At 50.2% G+C, this 19,688-nt stretch carries 20 protein-coding genes; 11 read left to right on the top strand and 9 right to left on the bottom strand.

Features of this window, described 5'->3' with window-relative positions; translation table 11 throughout:
• Nucleotide 1: 1 nt before the first annotated feature.
• Both P2W84_RS00455 and P2W84_RS00450 read right to left on the bottom strand, forming a co-directional pair.
• Nucleotides 2-2,056 (bottom strand): GAF domain-containing protein, encoded by a 2,055-nt coding sequence (locus tag P2W84_RS00455; RefSeq protein WP_276088124.1) that lies wholly within the window; start codon nucleotides 2,054-2,056, stop codon nucleotides 2-4.
• 100 nt (nucleotides 2,057-2,156) lie between these two features.
• Nucleotides 2,157-2,879, bottom strand: a complete 723-nt coding sequence (locus P2W84_RS00450) for an SDR family oxidoreductase (protein WP_276088123.1) — start codon at nucleotides 2,877-2,879, stop codon at nucleotides 2,157-2,159.
• A gap of 179 nt (nucleotides 2,880-3,058) precedes the next feature.
• On the opposite strand from P2W84_RS00450, the gene P2W84_RS00445 reads away from it, so the two are divergent.
• Nucleotides 3,059-4,126: an alcohol dehydrogenase catalytic domain-containing protein gene (locus P2W84_RS00445; RefSeq protein ID WP_276088122.1), complete on the top strand. Its 1,068-nt coding sequence runs from the start codon at nucleotides 3,059-3,061 to the stop codon at nucleotides 4,124-4,126.
• Here P2W84_RS00445 and P2W84_RS00440 read toward each other — a convergent pair.
• On the bottom strand, nucleotides 4,123-6,318 hold the full coding sequence (locus tag P2W84_RS00440; RefSeq protein WP_276088121.1) for a hypothetical protein: 2,196 nt from the start codon (nucleotides 6,316-6,318) through the stop codon (nucleotides 4,123-4,125). The two genes, P2W84_RS00445 and P2W84_RS00440, sit on opposite strands and share 4 nt — an antisense overlap.
• 214 nt (nucleotides 6,319-6,532) lie before the next feature.
• Here P2W84_RS00440 and P2W84_RS00435 point away from each other — a divergent pair, with 214 nt between their 5' ends.
• The 5 genes from P2W84_RS00435 to P2W84_RS00415 all read left to right on the top strand — a co-directional run bounded on the left by P2W84_RS00435 (nucleotide 6,533) and on the right by P2W84_RS00415 (nucleotide 10,139).
• Entirely contained in the window at nucleotides 6,533-6,790 is a 258-nt protein-coding gene (locus P2W84_RS00435) for a hypothetical protein (RefSeq protein ID WP_276088120.1), read from the top strand.
• 14 nt (nucleotides 6,791-6,804) lie between these two features.
• Nucleotides 6,805-7,254 (top strand): hypothetical protein, encoded by a 450-nt coding sequence (locus tag P2W84_RS00430; RefSeq protein WP_276088119.1) that lies wholly within the window; start codon nucleotides 6,805-6,807, stop codon nucleotides 7,252-7,254.
• A gap of 11 nt (nucleotides 7,255-7,265) precedes the next feature.
• A complete protein-coding gene (locus tag P2W84_RS00425) occupies nucleotides 7,266-8,405 on the top strand; it encodes a zinc-dependent alcohol dehydrogenase (RefSeq protein WP_276088118.1) in 1,140 nt (379 codons plus the stop codon).
• A 16-nt stretch (nucleotides 8,406-8,421) separates the two neighbouring features.
• A complete protein-coding gene (locus P2W84_RS00420) occupies nucleotides 8,422-8,916 on the top strand; it encodes a hypothetical protein (RefSeq protein ID WP_276088117.1) in 495 nt (164 codons plus the stop codon).
• A 272-nt stretch (nucleotides 8,917-9,188) separates the two neighbouring features.
• Nucleotides 9,189-10,139 carry a manganese catalase family protein gene (locus P2W84_RS00415; RefSeq protein ID WP_276088116.1) on the top strand — a complete coding sequence of 317 codons (951 nt, stop codon included), beginning with the start codon at nucleotides 9,189-9,191 and terminating at the stop codon, nucleotides 10,137-10,139.
• 10 nt (nucleotides 10,140-10,149) lie between these two features.
• Here the strand turns inward: P2W84_RS00415 and P2W84_RS00410 are convergent, their stop codons facing one another.
• A complete protein-coding gene (locus P2W84_RS00410; protein WP_276088115.1) occupies nucleotides 10,150-10,809 on the bottom strand; it encodes a DUF6766 family protein in 660 nt (219 codons plus the stop codon).
• A complete protein-coding gene (locus P2W84_RS00405) occupies nucleotides 10,806-11,318 on the bottom strand; it encodes a CinA family protein (protein WP_276088114.1) in 513 nt (170 codons plus the stop codon). Before P2W84_RS00405 ends, P2W84_RS00410 begins: the two co-directional genes overlap by 4 nt.
• Before the next feature lie 144 nt (nucleotides 11,319-11,462).
• Between P2W84_RS00405 and P2W84_RS00400 the strand changes: the two genes are divergently transcribed.
• Entirely contained in the window at nucleotides 11,463-12,266 is an 804-nt protein-coding gene (locus P2W84_RS00400) for an SDR family oxidoreductase (protein ID WP_276088113.1), read from the top strand.
• Nucleotides 12,267-12,338: 72 nt separating this feature from the next.
• Nucleotides 12,339-12,923, top strand: coding sequence for a DUF4142 domain-containing protein (locus P2W84_RS00395; RefSeq protein WP_276088112.1), 585 nt, complete (start codon nucleotides 12,339-12,341; stop codon nucleotides 12,921-12,923).
• 62 nt (nucleotides 12,924-12,985) lie between these two features.
• On the opposite strand, the gene P2W84_RS00390 is transcribed toward P2W84_RS00395, so the two are convergent.
• The 4 genes from P2W84_RS00390 to P2W84_RS00375 are packed head-to-tail and all read right to left on the bottom strand — an operon-like array spanning nucleotide 12,986 to nucleotide 16,791.
• Complete coding sequence (locus tag P2W84_RS00390) at nucleotides 12,986-13,891, bottom strand: 2-dehydropantoate 2-reductase (RefSeq protein ID WP_276088111.1); 906 nt, start codon at nucleotides 13,889-13,891, stop codon at nucleotides 12,986-12,988.
• Between the two features lie 14 nt (nucleotides 13,892-13,905).
• Nucleotides 13,906-14,448, bottom strand: a complete 543-nt coding sequence (locus P2W84_RS00385; RefSeq protein WP_276088110.1) for a YbhB/YbcL family Raf kinase inhibitor-like protein — start codon at nucleotides 14,446-14,448, stop codon at nucleotides 13,906-13,908.
• Nucleotides 14,449-14,503: 55 nt separating this feature from the next.
• A complete protein-coding gene (locus tag P2W84_RS00380; protein ID WP_276088109.1) occupies nucleotides 14,504-15,358 on the bottom strand; it encodes an AraC family transcriptional regulator in 855 nt (284 codons plus the stop codon).
• A gap of 14 nt (nucleotides 15,359-15,372) precedes the next feature.
• The gene (locus P2W84_RS00375) at nucleotides 15,373-16,791 is read right to left on the bottom strand and encodes a PLP-dependent aminotransferase family protein (protein WP_276088108.1); all 1,419 of its coding nucleotides are present in this window, start codon (nucleotides 16,789-16,791) and stop codon (nucleotides 15,373-15,375) included.
• Between the two features lie 66 nt (nucleotides 16,792-16,857).
• On the opposite strand from P2W84_RS00375, the gene P2W84_RS00370 reads away from it, so the two are divergent.
• The 3 genes from P2W84_RS00370 (at nucleotide 16,858) to P2W84_RS00360 (ending at nucleotide 19,680) form a co-directional block, all read left to right on the top strand.
• Nucleotides 16,858-17,400, top strand: coding sequence for a DinB family protein (locus P2W84_RS00370; RefSeq protein WP_276088107.1), 543 nt, complete (start codon nucleotides 16,858-16,860; stop codon nucleotides 17,398-17,400).
• A gap of 39 nt (nucleotides 17,401-17,439) precedes the next feature.
• The gene (locus P2W84_RS00365) at nucleotides 17,440-18,522 is read left to right on the top strand and encodes a branched-chain amino acid aminotransferase (protein WP_276088106.1); all 1,083 of its coding nucleotides are present in this window, start codon (nucleotides 17,440-17,442) and stop codon (nucleotides 18,520-18,522) included.
• A gap of 327 nt (nucleotides 18,523-18,849) precedes the next feature.
• Nucleotides 18,850-19,680, top strand: coding sequence for a M12 family metallopeptidase (locus tag P2W84_RS00360; RefSeq protein WP_276088105.1), 831 nt, complete (start codon nucleotides 18,850-18,852; stop codon nucleotides 19,678-19,680).
• Nucleotides 19,681-19,688 lie beyond the last annotated feature (8 nt).

The following is a 19,688-nucleotide window of genomic DNA, read 5'->3' as shown; positions in this document are numbered from 1 at the left end:
ATCATTGATGGATTGGGATGGTGATACTGACGGTTGTGCCTCTGCTTTTTTCTGAGTCGATCCGGATCTCACCATCCAGCAGTTTGATCTTACTGCGGATAGAGGCAAGGCCGATGCCAGGTTTGTGTTTTTTTCCTGCCTCCATGCCCATCCCATTATCGGTCACCGTAATCCTGATTTCCGCTTGCTTATGTATGATGTCTATCGTCGCTATTGTGGCGCTGGCATGCCTGACCACATTGGTCATGAGTTCCTGTACCGTCCTGTAGACCGCAAGCTCCAGGTATTTTTCCATCCTGGTGTCCAGCCCGCGTACATGGCAAGTGAACCTGGTGTTGTCCGAAAGCTGATCGCAGATGTCATCAATGGCACTTTTCAAACCAAATTCTTCCAGTGTTGCGGGCATGAGTTCGTGTGAGACCCGCCTTGTTTCCATAATGGCGTCTGTCAGCAGCGTATTGATGTAAGCCTTAATTTCATTGAATTCCTGGACAGGGATCTGCTGTCGGAGGGTGCTGAAATTAATCTTAATGCCATAGAGGATCTGGCCAATACCATTGTGCAGGCTTTCGGATATCCTGTAACGTTCTTCTTCCAGCGTGCTGAGCGATACCAGGAAGATCTCCCGCTTTTTCCCGGCTTCAACCTGCATCAACCTTTCCTCCGCTTTTTTGCGTTCTGTGATATTAATGGTATTTGTAGCTACGCCGTCATCCAGCTTCACTACCGACTGGTAAAACCAGCCATCGAACTGTTCGTTGACATAGCGCATTTCATATTGCCGGGGAATGCCTGTCTCCGTTACCTGTACAAGGTTGTCAAAGATACCCGCTGCCAATACTCCCGGATTATTTTCGAGCAGGCTTTTTCCGATAACGTCTCCATATGCATGTTCCGAGGAGGCATTGTTGAGTATCCATACGAAATCAGTAATCTTGCCCTGCCGGTCGCGTACCGCCCTAAATACCTGTATCATTTCCGGGTTGCTGTCGAGCGTGGCCTGCAACAGCTCCTTGCTGTTCTTTAATTCTGCAGTGCGCTCGGCAACCTCACTTTCCAGTTGCACGCGGTATTGCAGTTCAGCCTCACGCAATGCGGCCTCTGCACGTCTGCGTTCCCTTAATTCCGTATTATGGGAAATAATGATCGCTGCTGAATGGGCAAGCACTTCCGCCATCTCCATTTCCCTTTCAAGCGGCTCTCGGGGTGTTTTAAAATACATGGCCAGAGTGCCGAGTACCGGACCGTCGTTCGTACGCACCGGGAAGGACCAGCAGGCACGGTACTGATGCTTTCGGGCTATTTCCAAAAATGGTTTCCACCTTGGCTCCCTTTCCACGTCAGGGGTGATCACCGGTTCGCCTGTGTGCATGGCCAGTCCGCATGCCAGTGATTCGGAGCCTACTTCAAACCCACTGATTGCCTCCGCATAGGCCTCATCCATTCCGGCAACCAGGTGCAGGCCTTTACCGTCAGGCGGGATCAGATAAAAAGCAGATCTTGCATCTCCCTTAGTCTGGACAGCGATCGTCACCACCAGCGGCTCCAGTGACTCCGCAAGGTGACCGCCGCTGATTGCTGTCTTAAAGGCTTGTTGCTGGCCTTTTAACCAGTTTTCACGTTCGCGCATAGACGTTTCAGTCCCGGCCATTCTTATCGCGTCACTTTTTTGTTCAGTAATATCATCAAAAAGGATGGCCACCTGCCGACTGTTTTCATCGCCGATACGCGCGGCGTGTGCCACATACCAGCGGCCGGTACTGCCATGGTAGTTTTCTACACGCACAGGTTCGCCTGTACGCACTACCCGCTCGAAGTCTTTTATCCAGTATTGTTCTGTGCCGGGAGTAAGTTCGCTTCCGGTTTTACCGATCACGTCCTTCAAACCAGTTTGCTGCTCAAAAATGACGTTTACCTCCAGAAAGCGGTAATCGACAGCGAGACCATTGCTGTCGTAAACCAGCTCAATGATGCAAAACCCCTGATCAATCGCATTGAACAGGAAGTTGTACCAGTCTGCAGCTTTGCGTACCATATCTTCCGGTTCTTTTCGCATGGGTTTAACGGTCATTGTTATTTCAACACCGTAATTTTTATAAAGTTTCAGATATAAAGATACACATGTTCAATTCCTGTATACATCCCGATGGTTTATGTTAGATCAATTGCAAATGGGGCCTGATCTTGATATTTACGATATCGGTATGTTTCGGCTGGTCCAGGCAGTAAAGTACGGCAGCCGCAATTTCCCTGGCCGGGATCATTTCCTGATTCGCTATCTTCTGCAGTTTTTCTTCTTCCGAGCCTTCCTGCATGTCGGTATCGACTGCACCGGGTTCGATCAGGGAAACCTTGATCCCCTTAGGGTTCAGCTCTTTTCTCAGGGCTTCTGAAAAGCCCTGGATGCCTGACTTTGTGGCTACATAAACGGAACTGTTACTTTCCCTGACATCTGCGCTCATGGAACCGATATTGATGATATGGCCTTCACCCGCAGTTTCCATGCGCTTAACGGCTTCATGGACACAGGCCATGTAGCCGAGCAGGTTGGTGTTCACGATATACTGCCAGTCTTTATAACTGCCTTCCATGATGCTCTGGTAAGCCAGCGCCGCGTTGTTGACCAAGCAGTTGAGGCCACCCAGTTCCTGATCTGCGTACGCGAAGATTTTCCGGATACCTGCCTCTTCGGCGAGGTCTGCCGCGATGCCATAGCCGCTGCCTTGTGCACCATCCATTGCGTTCAGCGTTTCATCAATCTGTTCCTGGTGCCGTCCTGTGATCAGCACTTTTGCGCCTTTTGATGCAAGCAGGATGGCTATTTCCCTGCCGATACCTGTAGTGCCCCCGGTGATCAGGATGCGTTTTCCTATTTCCATAATATACTCTTTTAAAATAAGTAACAAACCGGAGTCATGGCAGTTATACGGTTTTTCAGAAATTAATACCTGTTCTGTGATTCCTGCATGTTGTGGCTTATACCCGATTTAGAAAAGCCTTAAACTATTTCAGACACGGTTGCTTTAAAGCTTAACAGGGAACATATAATCAATTCATTATGTCTGAGCAAAAAATGAAAGCTGCATTAAAGACTGCAGACGGCAAGTTTGAAGTAAAGGAAGTGGACCGGGTGGAAATCCCCGCACCAGACTGGGTACGCGCCAGGGTGAAGGTATCCGGGATCTGCGGCACTGACCTGCGTCACTGGAAGAAAGAAAACCCAGATCTTGAACACAGGATTATGGGGCATGAGATGGCAGGAGAGGTAGTTGAGGTAGGCCCGGCGGTTAAAAACGTTAAGCCGGGTGACCGGGTGGTTATCGAAACGCTGCTTGGCGACGGCACCTGTGACTGGTGCCGGATCCAGGAATATAACCTGTGCCCCAATTTATACCGGGTGCGGATGGAAACCATATCCAGGGCCTTCGCCGAATATGTGATCGGACCCTCGACGAAATTCCACAAGCTTCCTGAGCACGTCAGTTATGAGGAAGCTACTTTGCTCGATACGTTTTCGGTGAGCCTGCATGCGCAGCAGCTCAGCGGACTGAAGATCAATGATAGAGTCGTTGTCATCGGGGCGGGGCCTATCGGCCTTGGACAACTTCAGCTTGCAAAAGCCTCGGGTGCTGATGTGCTCGTTACCGATATCGTCGACTCTTCACTGGAAATGGCCGTTGCGCTTGGCGCAGACAAGGTCGTCAACACTAAAAAAGCAGATGTTTATCAGCAGGTCATGGAATTTACCGGTCTACGCGGTGCCGATATCACCTTCGAATGTGCGGGCGGCCCGTCGATGCCCGAAACGCTTCCCCAAGCCACCAGGTTCACCAGGATCGGGGGAAACCTGGTGATTGTAGGTGGCTTCGAAGAAGGGGAGATATCCATAGGCCTGGAATGGCAGCGGATCCAGAAACGGGAAATCAAACTGATCCCAAGTGCCAGTTATTCATTCTGGGGTATTTATCCTGAGATGAAGATGTGCCTTGACCTGCTGGCCAAGGGTAAGCTGAACGCCAGGCAAATGATCACGCACCGCTTCCCCCTGGATGAAATCAATAAAGCTTTTGAAACCGCACAGGATAAAGAAGAAACCGGAGCAGTATTCGTAGCGCTGATCCACTAATTTTTTTTCCAGCTGATCGTAACCTCCTGGTTGCCGCAAAGATTGTATTCTACCAGTTCCCTGCTGATCTTAACCGGTTCGATTTCCTGTTCCGGCTTTTTTCCTGTGGTTACAGAGAAGCTGTAATTACCTTGCTGGTTCAGCAAAAGAATCACCCTGCAGTTGAGCCTGCCGTCACCTCCGGTCTTTAGTTTGATGTTTTTCCTTCCCATTTTGAGTTTGGTAAGGGGATAGTCGCAGAATAAAATAAATTCCTCGCCAGGCGACTTGAAATACTGTCTTGGTATGACGCCGAAGGCGATGCCTGCGCCATATACTTCCTGGCCCACTTCTCCGCATTGTTCCCAGCCGTCATGCAGGTCTTCCAGCGCTATCCACAGCTTCGGGTCTATTTCGCCGGTCTTTGGCTCGGTCACCAACATTTCCTGCGGCAGCATAGGGGGGTAGTAGTAGACGACGCGACCCAGCATGTGCCGGATGAATTCGGCGATCAGCAGCCTGACGGCAGGCTTGATGTCTATCCCTTCGGCTTCTTTCAGGTAATCGTGAAGTGCAGCAAACACTTCCTGTTCTTCATAGGCCGCTGTGTACGGTGCGTCTTTGAGCGGGAACACACCAAAGAAGGTAGGAAAGTTTCTGGCATAACCATAATCGCATTCCCAAAGCTGCATATTATTGAACACGCCGGCCAGGCAGACATAGCTCAGATCCAGGTATTTCTGCTTACCTGTTTCCTTGAAGAGCCGCAACATGGCTCCCGCGGCATAAGCGGTATTGTTGGCCTGGTAAAATAGTTCAAATCCAAGTCCTTCGAGTTTTTTTGCCGCCTTTACGGCTTCCCTGAAGTATTTGTCGTCGCCGGTAAGTTTCCAGGCCCTCAGCATCAGATCAGCGTAAGTGCCCGGTACGTCCTTTTCACCGCCCTGGCCGGGAGATGTCTCCGCCTTGATCACCTTCAGTGTGTCCATCTGGTAAAATACCGGCCACTGGTAATCGAAATGCCGTGCTACACGCATGACATAGCCGATCGCATCATTGAAGAGCTTTAAGGCCGTTTTGTCGCCCCTTTCTGCAAGCCTGGCCAGGTTCATTATCGGATGGTGCAGATACCAGGCATCCATTACCCGCGGTTTTTTCTGTTCTTCCGAATGGTCGAGGTTCTTTTCCAGCGCAGGAAGCCAGCGCACCACGGTTCGCATATCAGGCTGGTAAAACTGTTCAATCCCCGCCTTTATTTCAGCTACGAGCTGATGATTTTTTTCACCCTTCCATTCTAAATATTCCACCATTGGCAACAGTACCGCAAGCTGCACCATGATTTCAGGAGGACTCTTGTAATCAGCGACATAAGCATTCAGATAAGTATGCCCGCCGCCGTAAGTCCAGCAACCTTTATGATAGGTCAGGTCCTGAATGCCTTTTTCAACCGTGTCCAGCCAATTATGGTAATGCCGTTCAGGCTTCGGTAACAGGAGGTAAGTGTCGGCAAGGTGGTCAAGGAAACGGCCGCAAACTGCGGTTTTTTCAGACGGCGTCTCGTCCAGCAGGCGCACAAACGCGTCCGAAACCTGGTAATGAGTTCCTTTTTGCAATGGTTTTCCGGCCTGGGGCAGGTTAAATCCTATCTCTGGCCACGAACCGCCTACCAGTTCCCCGGCTGATGTCTCTGTTTCCTGGCAATAATCGTTCAGCGCGGTCAGGTTCTGGAAATAGAATACCGAGCCCGACTGTCCGTCGTTAAAGAAAAGAAGTCCTGACCTGGTCCCGACCTGGTTCGTATGGATCTCTCCGTCCTGTTTGATCTTACTGTCCGCTCCAAAAGGTAAGATGTCTTTCGGCCAGTAAGTGATATACACCGGGATTTTTGGCGTCAGTATGGTCTGATAACGGAAGACGCTGTTCCCGCTGTCTGGGAACTGGATTGTTACCGTAAACTTCAATGTAGCGCATTCCAGTTCGAACTGTGTTCCCATATCCGTTTCCTCACGTGCTTTGAGCTCCAAGTTGCCGGAAGGGGAGAAGGCCGTACGAAATCCGGTCCTGCAGCCGTCCGGCCAGGTATGTATCAGCCACAACGAGTCACTGGTCAGAAAGGCCTCCAGGTGCATTTTGTTAAATTTTAAAACCGCGGAAGGTGCTAAACCGGAAAGTTCCGCTTCTGAATTTGCGGCCCAGATGGTAACAGGTTTCATAAATATTAATTATTTGATATGCTGAATTAACAGCTGTTACCAACTTTGGTTTTGCGTGTAACTACCTGAATTCTCCGGATTTTCACGTGTTCTTCTTATGCTATCCCCAGACTTTAAAGCTTAAGCGGGTAGTTTCGTTACGGCTTCTACGCGTTTATGCGGTGCTGCTGAACTTTTCAGGGCATACCCTGTTGCAATATAAAAAACTACAATTATGAAAAACCTGAGCATACAACCGATGACAATTTTTGCCGCCTTTTCTTTTTATGCCCTGACCGTAATGACCACATCGGCAGGCTGCACCTCACCTGAAGAAAAAGCATCACAGATCGATACCACGGTCATTTCCAACGATACTACAGCTACGGATACCGTAACTTCTACCGGGAGTACCTCGGGTGACAACAGCACTGGCACGGACACGACGGATATGAAACGTCAGAAAGCGACCAGGCAGGCAGGTAACCATTAAAGGAGTTACAGGAAATGAAAACACTGATCAACACAGTGACGGCAGGGGTGGGTGGTACTACATTCATGACGATCGGCAGTGAGCTCATGACAAGACTGGGCAGCGAGAATTTCCGGGAACCCGAACACCTGGGCACGATGATCGGCCGTATGGCCCCGACGCTGTCAAAAAGGGCCGGGACGATTGCCGGATGGGGTGCACATTACGCAATGGGCTTTGTATTTGCGGCAGTGTTTGTCGAATTGTGGCAGCGCGGCAAGATCAAACCTAATCTGAGGAACAGCCTGCTGCTCGGGACTATAGCCGGCCTTGCCGGTATGCTGATCTGGAAGGCAACCTTCAAACTTCATCCGTTGCCGCCACGTATTAAATACCTGGACTTCTATATACAGCGTATCCCCGCACATATCGTGTTTACTGTATTTGCCACACTTACTTACCGCGCAACGAACAACATTAATTAAAAACCATTCCTATGTTAGCAATGAATTACAGAGGGCCCTACAGGGTCCGTATGGAACGAAAGCCAATGCCTGAGCTTCTGCATCCGGAAGACGCCATCGTCCGCGTGACCCGCAGTTGCATCTGCGGGTCAGACCTGCACCTTTATCATGGTATGGTGCCGGACACCAGGGTAGGTTCTACCTTTGGACATGAATTTACCGGTGTTGTAGAAGAAGTAGGACCACTGGTAAAGAATCTAAAGGTCGGCGACCAGGTACTGGTACCGTTCAACATTGCCTGTGGCAAATGTAATTTCTGTAAGCAGGGCCTTTACGGCAACTGTCATGAATCCAACCCGATGGCTACAGCGGTGGGCGGCATCTTCGGGTACTCCCATACTGCGGGCGGCTTTGATGGCGGACAGGCGGAGTACGTGCGGGTGCCGTATGCAGATGTGGGACCTACGGTGATCCCGGAAGGGATGGACCCCGATGACGCTGTCTTGCTTACGGACGTGGTGCCTACCGGATACCAGGCCGCTGAAATGGGCGGTATTAAGGAAGGGGATACCGTAGTGATCTTCGGAGCGGGCCCTATCGGCATCATGGCTGCAAGATGCGCCTGGTTCTTCGGACCATCCCGGGTGATCATTATCGACCATATCGACTACCGGCTGGAATTTGCACGCAACTATGCGAAATGCGAGGCGTATAACTTCAAATCTATGAAGGACCCGGTTGTCTTTCTCAAGCGGATTACCGACTGGTATGGTGCAGATGTCTGCATCGACTGTGTGGGCTGCGAGGCGGAGGGTAACCCGCTGCAAACGCTTAGCGGACGCGTGATGCTGATGCAGGCCGGTGCGGGAACCGCATTGCAATGGGCGATCAATTCCGTAAAGAAAGGCGGTATTGTTTCGGTCGTAGGCGTTTACGGGCCGCCGTTTAACCTGATCCCGATCGGCAATGTGCTCAACAAAGGTATCACCCTCCGTGCGAACCAGGCATCCGTCAAGCGTCTGCTGCCAAGACTTATCGATCATGTGCAATCGGGAAGGCTTGATCCGAAGGGGCTGATTACCCACAGGATACCGCTCAGCGAGGCACCGGATGCTTATCGTATTTTCTCGTCCAAACTGGACAATTGTATCAAAACTGTATTAGTCCCCTAATTTTTATTAAGCGATCATGGCAAACAGCGAAAACTTTGACTACAGGCAGATACCGGGATGGGGCATGGATGCCGATCCGGAAAACGAGCCTACCTATCCGATGAAAAACTATACCGGTGACGACCATAAAAGAATCAATTACGAGCGGTCGCAGCAGCAGGAGCCAGATGTGGAAATCCTGATGTCCAATGAACGACCTGCCTTATCCAGGGTATTTGGAAATACGGTGCCACCTTCGGGACTCAGCGGCGCCATCCGCCGGTATGCCTTCCGACACAGCGAAGACAGTTACCGGCATTGGCTGCCCCTTATCCTGGCCGACCGCGTTAATATGGTTGAAGGTGTCATCGACGACCTGTCCAGGGGATATATCCCGGATATCTGTACTGAGCGTGGCTGGAAAGCAGAATGGAAGTATAACCCAGCCGGTGTTGCCAAAAAAGTGGCGATCGCCGCGGCGGCCGGACTGCTCATTTACTGGTCCTGCCGGAAAAAGCACTCCAAAAGCTGAACAGCTATAAGCTGTCAGTTTGCTTCGAACCACTGAAACCCGTAAGCCTCAAGCCTGCGACATCTGGCTGAGGAATACGGGTTTCAGCTTTTTATTGCCCCGCCATCTGCATACTGGGTCAGCGGCAGCGTCGAGTCGCTGAAACCGTGTACCGCAATCAAATGCGTATTTAACCTTTTTTCCTGGGATAAATACCGGTTTGCAGATTACTTAAAACTATGCTTTTATGGTCCTGTTGCTTAGTTATCATTCATCAACTAAATCCAATTATTATGTTTTATCATGTAAAAGAATTACAGTTCAATGCAAGGGTCTCCAAACCAGACCCCAGATTTGCCAGGATCCTGCTGGAGCAGTTTGGCGGCGCGAATGGCGAACTTAAAGCCGCAATGCAGTACTTTACGCAGGCATTCAGCTGCAGGCATCCTTATCCCGACAAATATGATATGCTGATGGACATCGCAACGGAGGAATTCAGCCACCTCGAGATTGTCGGCGCCACGATACAGATGCTGCTCAGCGGTGTAAACGGAGACCTTAAGGAGGCTTCCGAGAAGGATGACATCACCACATTGCTTGGCGGGACGGCCAATAAGGAAGAATACATCCACCAGGCTATGGGCAATCCACAATTTTTTGCGCTGAGCGGCGGAGGGCCTTTGGTTACTGATTCAAATGGTAATCCGTGGCAGGGAAGTTACGTAAATGCGAATGGCGACCTGACGGTTGACCTGAGGTCAAATATCGCAGCAGAGTCCCGTGCAAAGATCGTTTATGAGTATCTGCTGAATTTCACTGATGATCCTTATGTCAGAGAGACGCTGCGTTTCCTGATGACGAGGGAAGTTGCACATTACCAGATGTTTGAGGCGGCACTCCAGACCATACAGCCGAATTTCCCTCCGGGTGTCCTGCAAAGTGATCCCCGTTACAGCAACCGGTATTATAACATGTCAGATGGTCCGGAAGTCAAGGGGCCCTGGAACGAAGGTGCTTCCAGCCAGCTTGGCGAGGAATGGCAGTATGTGGCGGACCCTGTCTCTGAAGTGCGCAATACTGAAGGTCTGACGGGGCTGAAACCTGAAGGTACCACCCGGACCATGGAAACGGTGATCGAGACTGATAAGCAACTTGGCGAACAACGCAGTGCGGAGGTGAAAACGGCAGTTGCCAGTTCCGATATGCAATGGAGCAGTTATGACAAGATCGATTGGGCGCCTTAATGGCGCTTTTTTATTTTCCAGTTTGTGTGTGGGGTGCATCTACGGGCTTAGATTCCGGAGAACCTTTCTGGCGCAGGTAAATGGTGAGGAACACGATGGCAAACACCGAAAGGAATTCGCTCTGCCAGTTCTGAAAGGTCTCAAACCAGAACTCAGGCCCGGTAAGATAGCTGGCAATGCTTTCCCTGGGCTCGTGCCTGATCTCATGTTGCGCATTGGTGTCCATCCAGCTGCCATAAAGGTGCATACCCCAGCTGATCAGGAACAATATGGCGAAGCATATGGAAAGCGAACTGGCGTAGAGCTTCAATATCCAACCACCCTTCCTGACCGGCCAGGGCGCATCCTTTGAGGCTACTGGCTCGCGGTCTACTTCTTCCTCGCCCTCTAGTTGTTTAGACTCTGCAGATCCTGCCTGCCGCAGGAATACGGTCAGCAGCACATACAGTGACATTTGCAGGAACTCGCTCTCGAAATTCTCGAAAGTAGCGGAGACAAAGTGTCCGCTGTGCAAATAGGTGCCGAAGCCGACCGGCGGGGCATGGTCTTCCGCAAGTTCCTGGTTGTGGGTCTTCCAGCCGCTGATCGCCTGTGCAGCCAGGGTAAGGATAAACAGGGCGAGAAAAACCAGGCTCAGCGAGTTCCGGTAAAGGAAGCTATTCTTTTTCATAGTTGATCAAGGTTATTGGTATATGCTTTGGCAGATAAAAACCGGATGATCAGTACTGCGACCTTAGCGACAGTTTGCTGAACAATCTCCTCCGGGCTTCCCTCAAAGACAGCCCGATCCGAAAAAATGGATCTTTCGCCCAGCATGCCGCAAATGAACATGGTGCCTACCGGTTTTTCTTCGGTCTCACTGCCGCCGGGCGCAGGAAGCCCTGTAACGCCCAAATGGATGTCTGCAGGTATGAGTCCGGCAAGCCCGCTGGCAATCGCCTGCGTCACTTCCATAGATTCGGGGGTATGGGTGTCGATCAATTCCTGAGGAACTTTGAGCAAGTCGGATTTCAGGCAGGCATCGTAGCAGACAATTCCTCCCTTGAGGAATTTTCCGGCATCTGGCTGCAGGGAAAAGTCTGCAGCTATCCGCCCAGCAGTTGCGCTTTCTGCAAAAGCAATAGTGAGTTTGTTCTCAATGAGCAATTTAGCACATGCAGTTAAAGTATCTGTTTTCATCATCCTTTGGTTTCGGTTTCATCCAGTTTACAACCTCATGAAGTGTTTTTACGCGGCATTTGTTTTCCGGTTACGTTAAAAAATCTGATCCTAAAAAACACAAAACTTATACATGCAGGCCTTGTTAACCTGAGAAAAGGAAATATGGAAAATTCAAAACCTTATGCGCTGATCACCGGCGGTACCAGCGGGATCGGCCTGGAACTAGCCAAGCTGTTTGCAGAAAACGGATATCACCTCGTGCTTGTTGCACGTGACCGGGATGTGCTGGAAGCAACAGCGGCCGAACTGAAATTTTATGGTGGAGAGGTCGTGACGCTTTCCAAAGATCTTTTCGATAATGAAGAGGCATTTGCCGTTTATGCAGATGTGAAATCGATGGGCATTGAAATCGATGTCCTGGTAAACGATGCGGGGCAGGGTGAATTCGGAGAATTTAAGGAAACCGATATTGACCGGGAACTGGATATCATTAACCTGAACATTTCGGCACTGGTGATCCTGACTAAACTGTTTGTGAAGGACATGGTCGCCAGGAACTCGGGCAAGATACTGAACCTTGCTTCCATTGCCAGCAAGGTACCAGGCCCCTGGCAGGCGGTGTACCATGGTACGAAGGCATTTGTGCTGTCTTTCAGCGAAGCCATCCGTGAAGAGTTAAGGGATACGGACATTACGGTTACCGCCCTTATGCCCGGTCCGACAGACACCGATTTTTTTGCAAAAGCGGATATGCTGCAGAGCAGGATTGTCCAGGATAAAGATTCCCTGTCTGATCCGGCAGTGGTTGCGAAAGACGGCTATGAGGCCCTGATGCGTGGTGATGATAAAGTGATATCTGGTTTTAAAAATAAAGTGCAGGTGGGTGTGAGCAATCTGGCGCCGGACAGCACTGTTGCACATATGATGTATGAGCAGCAAAAGCCAGCTGATGGATCAGAGACCTGATATGATGAGATTTGTAAAAAAAATTAAACAAATTGATTCCCGGATAGTTATGGAATAAACAAAACTGATCTTATGAAAAAATTATTTATTGCGATGGCATTTGGAGCCGCATCGCTGACATTGCAAAGCTGCGGAGGGTCGAATAAGGCCAGTGACTCCGCTGATACGACAACAATGGCTACTGACACTTCCATGGGAATGGCCGATACGACTGCGATGGCCACGGATCAAATGGATATTGAGTTTGCCAATAAGGCGGCTGTAGGTGGTATGGCAGAAGTTGAACTGGGCAAACTGGCACAGGAAAAAGCTACAAACGCGAAGGTGAAGGATTTTGCTGCTATGATGGTTAAAGACCACGGTATGGCAAATGAGGAACTGATGTCTATTGCCAAGACTAAGGGGATCACCCTGCCCACCATGCTGGATGATGAACATGCTAAAAAGAAAACGGAACTGAGCGCTAAATCGGGAATGGACTTTGATAAAGCTTATGTTGCTGCCATGGTGGAAGGCCATGAAAAGACCCTTTCCCTAATGGAAGACGGCAGTAAGAACTGCAAAGACGGCGAGCTGAAGGCTTTTGCCGCCAAGACTGCCCCGGTTGTGAAGTCGCACCTGGATATGATCAGGAAGATCCAGTCTGAAATGAAGTAAAGTTTTTATTTCGTTTGCAGGAATCCGGGAACCGCTTTGTAATGGCAGGTTCCCGGATTTTTTTATAGCCGTGATTTAATCTCCGTAAGGTCACCCAGTATGCGGGTTTGCGGTACCAGGCTTTCTGCACCAAGGCTGCGCGCCAGCCCGACTATCGCATGGTTCAAGGTACTGATTTCTGTCGGTCGTTTGCTGCGGATATCCTGAAGGGTAGAAATATACTGCCCGTCCGATGCGTGACTTATCGCAAGAACCATATCTCTGACTTCCCTGTCATCCAGTACAATCCCAAACCGTCCTGCGATACCTATACATTCCATAATGATGCTTTCCGCAATCCTCATCGCCCCAGGGTTGCGGTGAAATATACCGTTATCGGTCTCCAACAAGGGGCATATGGAATTAAAAACACAATTGGCAATCACTTTTTTCCAGATCAATGGCTGAATCGGATTTTCCATACGAAAAGTAAACCAGCGGTTTTGCAACTGGTCAAGCAAAGCGGAAAGCACCGATTCCTGGCCGCTGATCACTCCGACCGGACAAGCAGCTACTGGTTTGAACGCTATTGTTCCATCCCCGGCAAACTGACTGGTCACCATCAGCACGCAACGGTAAAGTTCCCGGAAACCTTTCCCGGTGAACGGCAGCTCAATATTCAGCCCGTTCTGAAGTAAGCATACCGGCACATCTTTGCTCATCTTAGCAAGTTTTTCTGCAATGTTTTCGTTTCCGTAAGATTTTGCGGCCACCAATACCGGGCCTTCCAGGCTTGTCACGCTGTTTAGTGTCTGCACAGGCAGGTCTGCTGTCATTTCCTGATCTGCGGATATCCGGACGCGAACTGTCTCCCGGGTTTCCGGCAGATCGTCCACGCTGCCACGAACCAATGTTACCTGCTGTCCCGATAATTTTAAAAACACGGCCAGGGCCTTACCGATTGCCCCTGTACCAACAATGTAGATCATATCCGTAGTTCGAGTTATCGTTTACCGTAAACGATGATTGAGGCTTTCGCCAAAGCTGCCGTGTTCAGCAGGTAGGCGGTCAATGCTGCGGGGCTTGAAGGCCCTGCGGCAGTCTTGTCTGACTTTAAGGCATAAACCGTAATGATGTAGCGGTGTTCCTGGTCGCCTTCCGGCGGACACGGGCCCTGATAACCCGGCTCACCTGTATCGTTGATCCTGTGCAGGCTGCCTGCAGGCGCAAGTTTTGCAGCAATATTACCTGCACCGCGTGGCAACGCTGTGGCGGTGGCCGGAATATCGATGATCACCCAATGCCAGAAGCCACTCCCGGTAGGAGCGTCGAGGTCATGCATCGTAACGGCGAAACTTTTGGTTTCAGCAGGGGCATTGATCCAGTGTAATTCAGGAGATTTATTCTGGCCGTTGCAGCCAAAATTTCCCGCAAAAAATTCCTGGGAAAACTGGCCTCCGAGGTCTTTACTGGCAAGTGTAAATGTTTGGGCAAAAGTGCCGCCGGCTATAAACAGGGAAAGAATGATTAAATGTAGTTTTTTCATGATCCAAATGTAAATCCGCTCTCCCTTCCGGCAGTAATGAGATCGGCTCAAAACATTATGCAGAACGTCCAGATTTGAGGTGTTTTAGGTATTCAGCCGGCGTGAGCCCATATCTGCGCTTGAAAGCAGCCAGGAAATTCGGCAGGTGCCTAAAGCCGTAATCCAGATAGAGTTCGCTGGCAGATCTTCCGCCAATGAGCTCAGCGCAAGCCATTTCCAGGCGCTTTTCCCGAATGTATCTCTGCGGCGACAGCCCATACTCAGTTTGAAAATCACGCTTGAAGGACGAAAGGCTGCGGTTGGCGAGAAAGGCGAGTTCCTCAATGGTCATCGGATGGAGCAGATTCTTCTCTACCAGGGTTTTGAGGGTCAGGTTTCCCTGTGGCCTGAAAATGGCATGCATCAGTTCAGGGGCACGTTCATACATGGCTGTCAGGAGTTCGCGGACCTTCAGTTCTGCCATTTCCCGGGAAAGTCTCTGCCCACTGTTGATCAGCGACCGGATGTTCCGGATATACTCCTGCATATAAGCGTTGGTCCGGAAATGAATGTAAGGTGCCGGCAGGGTTTCCGTTTTGCCGGTTATCCCTCTGGCTGCGATAAATTCACGGCCTATACTACCCGGGAAAAAAACAAGTACACTCTGGTAGGGTTCATTATTGTTGCTGTGTTCGGCGATCAGCGCGTTTCCTTCAGGTATCAGCATGCCGTAACCAGGGTACAACAAGGTATTGGCCCCGGCCCTGTAAATGTGCTTCTGCCCGTTTTGTACGAAACTGAAAGCGCAGCAATCGAACATTACGCGGTTATTGAAGTGCGCTCCCTGGTCTTTGTAGTCTACAAAGCGGATATCTCCGGAAGCCAGCTGGGGCTGCAGGTGAGTGGCTTCGGGTACTTTTACAATGTCCATGTTCTTTTAAATACTTATAAGGCAGCAATAAGGCGCCCCAGTCTTTTCAGCGAATCCCCGATCGTTGTGTTCCATGGCATCCCATAACTTAACCTCAGGCAATTGGTAAATTGGTTTTGCAGTGAAAACATGCTGCCGGGCGCAATGCTGATCTGCTGGCGCATCGCCAGATCATACAATACTGCGGTGTCTACACCGGGATCAAGTTCTACCCAAAGCATGAATCCGCCACCGGGCCGGCTGACGCGTGTGCCCTCGGGGAAATAATCACCGATTGCCCCTGCATAACGCAGCGAATTGGCATGAAGAACCTGCCGCATGCCGCGCAGGTGATGGGCATATCGCCCGGTTTCCAGAAACTGGGCAATCACTTGCTGGGTAATGGTAGCACCGGTGATGGTATGGTATAATTTCAAACGCAGCACCTGCGCTTTGAACCTGCCCGGAGCTACCCAGCCGATCCGGTAACCCGGGGCCAGGGTTTTAGAAACCGAACTGCACCACATGACCAGTCCGCTGTCATCGAAGGACCTGCAGGAGCGCGGACGCCTGCTGCCAAAGTATACCTCACCGTAAATATCATCCTCAATCAGCGGAATTCCGTAATGCTGGATCAACCGGACTACTTCCTGCTTATGTGTGTCCGGCATGCAGCTTCCCAGGGGATTGTTGAAATTACTGACCAGCAGGCAGGCATGTATTTTTCCGGAGGTAAGTACCTTTTTCAGCGCATCAATCTCGACACCTGTCTGGGGATGTGTCGGCAGCTCCACCACGTTCAACCCGAGGCTTTGTGCCAGTTGCAAAATGCCAAAATATACGGGACTTTCCACGGCCAGGGTGTCACCACGCCGGGTAACCGCCATGAGAGAAAGCGACAAAGCTTCCATACAGCCCGAAGCGACCACGATATCGTTGCTGGTCAGTGCCTGGCCGCTTGTTCCATAAAACCTTGCAAGCTGCCTTCTCAGGTTTTCATTACCCTGCACCTGTTCATATTCCAGGCCACTGCCGGGCAATGTCCGCGAAGCCTGGACCAGACCTTTGTTGAGTTTGGCCACCGGAAGCAGTTCCAGCGCAGGTACACCCATCGATAAGGGAACCGCTCCGCCCCGGCCCATATCCCCGTACACCCGGCTGATCAGTTCGTGCGCGGCATTGCCACCTGCAGGGCCGGGCGCACTTACTGTTGGTAGGGGCAGGGTACGACTGGCCTGTCCGCAGACGAAATAACCGGACCTCGGCCTGGACTCAACCAGCGATTTTGCTTCCAGCTGATAGTAAGCCTGAAGGGCAGTCGTCTGGCTCACCCTGTACCGCTCACAAATCTCCCGCAGAGAGGGCAGCTTGTCTCCCATGCGCAGTGTCTTCTGGCTGATCTGTTGGGCTATATCAGCAGCAATATTCTCGTAAAGTAGCGTTTTTGTTTCCATCTGCTATGGTCAAAAATACTAATTCTGCATCTGTACATGTATGTTTTTTTAAAGGATTTTTGCGCTATGACCAGAAAAGATATCGATTTACTACATCCCATCCATCCATGGCACCAGCCTTATATCCGTCTTACCGACGACCTGCCGGTATTGGAGGTACTCGCCAGTCACCAGGAGTTGTTTGAAGCCAATGACCGGCAGCTGCTCGAAAAAATGAATCACCTTACCTACGCTCCGGGCAAATGGACCGTCCGCGACATCCTCCAGCACCTCTCAGATACCGAGCGTATCCTGAGTTACCGGGCATTGCGAATTGCACGGAATGATCAGACTCCGCTTCCGGGATTTGATGAAGACACTTTTTCCAAGTTTACTAATGCATCATACAGAAGCATCAACAGCCTTCTGGATGAACTTGATCTGGTTGTCCAGGGTACGGCGGCCTTATTTGAAAGCTTTGACATGACCATGCTCCGGAGAACCGGGACTTGCAGTGGAGTCCGCATTTCTGCTTTCGCCCTGGGTTACATTATTGCGGGGCACGCACTGCATCACCGGCAAATACTAAGGGAGCGGTATTTTCCATTGCTTTCATCCGGGAGCTTTTGATGTGAATACAAAAAATCAGCTAATTATAAATCTAAGACCATGACCTATCCAGTTCATTTACAGCGCAGCAGCTCCAGCAGGCTTGCTGTGTACGATTTCAGCAACATCCGGTTCGGACAAAATCCGACCGATCATCTATTCAGTGCCGTTTACCGCGATGGCAAATGGCAAGAGGCAGAAGTAAGGCCTTTTCAGGATTTTCTGATCAGTCCGCTGGCGCTTTGCCTGCATTACGGACAAACGGTATTTGAAGGTATGAAGGCTTTCAGGCTGATCAACGGGGAGGTCAGCATATTTCGTCCGGATAAGCACCTGCAGCGACTGAACCGCTCGCTGGAGCGCATGTGTATGCCGGAAATACCTGAACCACTCTTCATCAGCGCGCTCGACAGCCTGGTGTCCACTGATGAAGGATGGGTCTCCGGCCTGGCCGGAAATTCCCTGTATCTTCGTCCGCTTGTGTTCGCGAGTGAAGCACGACTGGGCGTACATGAAGCTGCTGAATACCGCTTTATGATCATCGCCATGCCCATTGCCAACTATTACAATGGCAGTGTAAGGGTAAAAGTCGAAACGCAATATACCCGCGCAGCGGAGGGTGGAGCCGGATATGCCAAACATGGTGGAAACTATGGGCCCGCCCTGCTTCCTACCCGGTTGGCCAGAGCGCAGGGTTTTGATCAGGTACTGTGGACAGACGGTAAAACGCACAAATTTATTGAGGAGTCGGGAACCATGAACGTCATGTTTGTGATTGACGGGAAATTGGTTACCCCACCACTGAAAGATACGATCCTTGACGGCGTGAACCGCGATTCCATCCTGACGCTCGCGCGTGACAGAAACATGATTACAGAAGAAAGGGAGATAGGCTACGAAGAGCTTCAGGATGCATTTCAGCGCGGAAGCACTGTTGAAGCCTTTGGTATCGGCACAGCAGCCGTATTTACGCCGATCAGCGAAATCGATATTCTGGGCACAAGTTATTTTCCGTCTGTCAGTGAAAATGGAGTTTCTGCAAGATTAAGCAGGGCCCTTCAGGATATCCGCACAGGAGTGGACGCCGACCCTTATCACTGGAATCATATTGTTACTGTAAATAAAACCACAAAGATCGTGTAAGGATGTTGTAATCACCCGAAAACAGGTTTCATTTTTAAAGAAAAATATTTTAAAATATTTTGTTCCGGATTTGGTTATTTGACTCGAAGTTAATTAACTTAGTTGTAGCTGAATAATGCTCTTTATTTCGTGTTAGAAGTAGGGTACCGCCCCGTGTGTTTGAAAGGAATTAAGCTTATTTCTGTTTTTGATCCGCCAGGTTCGCTGCCTCACCCGCACCGTACCGGCTCCCGCCGGCTTTACTGGTGGTGATTATTTTGACGTCCGCCAGGGTATTGATGTGGGTTTGATAAGCAGACGTTTGTATTGCTTAAATTCTAAATTGATATGAAAATTAATGTTACCCTCATCGCTGCATTTTTAGGTGTTCTTTGCGGCTGCACTCCGAAACCGGAACCTATCGACCGCCCGGAAACTTTCGATCCAGGCAATTCACAACATCTTAAACCCGATACCGTCCTTTTTCAACTGGAAAACAAGGCCATTCCCGTAGTGGTGGAACGCAACGATACGCTGGCGATCCTGCAGGGAGATATCCGTATCCGTTTACAACCTGATGACGGCTCAGGCCAGACCAAAAGCTGGGGAGTCAATGGTAAAACGTGGCCGGATAACACAGTATATTACAAGACGGATTTTGCCCCCAATGCTGAACTGATCGAAGAAGCGATCAAACACTGGAAGGATAAAGTTCCGGGCCTTAAATTTGTCAAGGCCGGTCCTAAGGATGTTAATTTTGTTGATTTTGTCAAGGGAACGGGCCCGTCCTCTGCGGTCGGAATGGTTGGGAAGGGACAAAAACTCACCCTGGCTGATAACACACCTAAAGGAAGTATCATCCATGAAATCGGCCATGCGCTTGGCCTGTTCCATGAACAATCCCGTGAAGACTGGAAGACCTGGGTAGACATTCACTTCGATAATATTCTGGAGAAAGAGCAAAAAAATTTCAAACCTGTTGAGGGGACCGGTAACGGAACTACTTATGATTACGGGTCAATTATGCATTACCCGGAGTTTTGCCGCGGAATGGTGAAAGACGAATCTAAGAAAGCATTGTCACCGTTGAAAACGGTCTCTCCGGGACAGGTGATCGGCCAGCGTGTTGGTCTTTCCGCTCTGGACATTAAAGCGGTTAAACAACGGTACGGCCTTTAATTTAACTT

Origin of the sequence: Pedobacter sp. JY14-1 (assembly GCF_029269825.1) — a bacterium.
Lineage (GTDB): Bacteria > Bacteroidota > Bacteroidia > Sphingobacteriales > Sphingobacteriaceae > Pedobacter.
The sequence above is the reverse complement of the archived record's forward strand: the minus strand, read 5'-3'. Positions and strand labels throughout refer to the sequence as shown.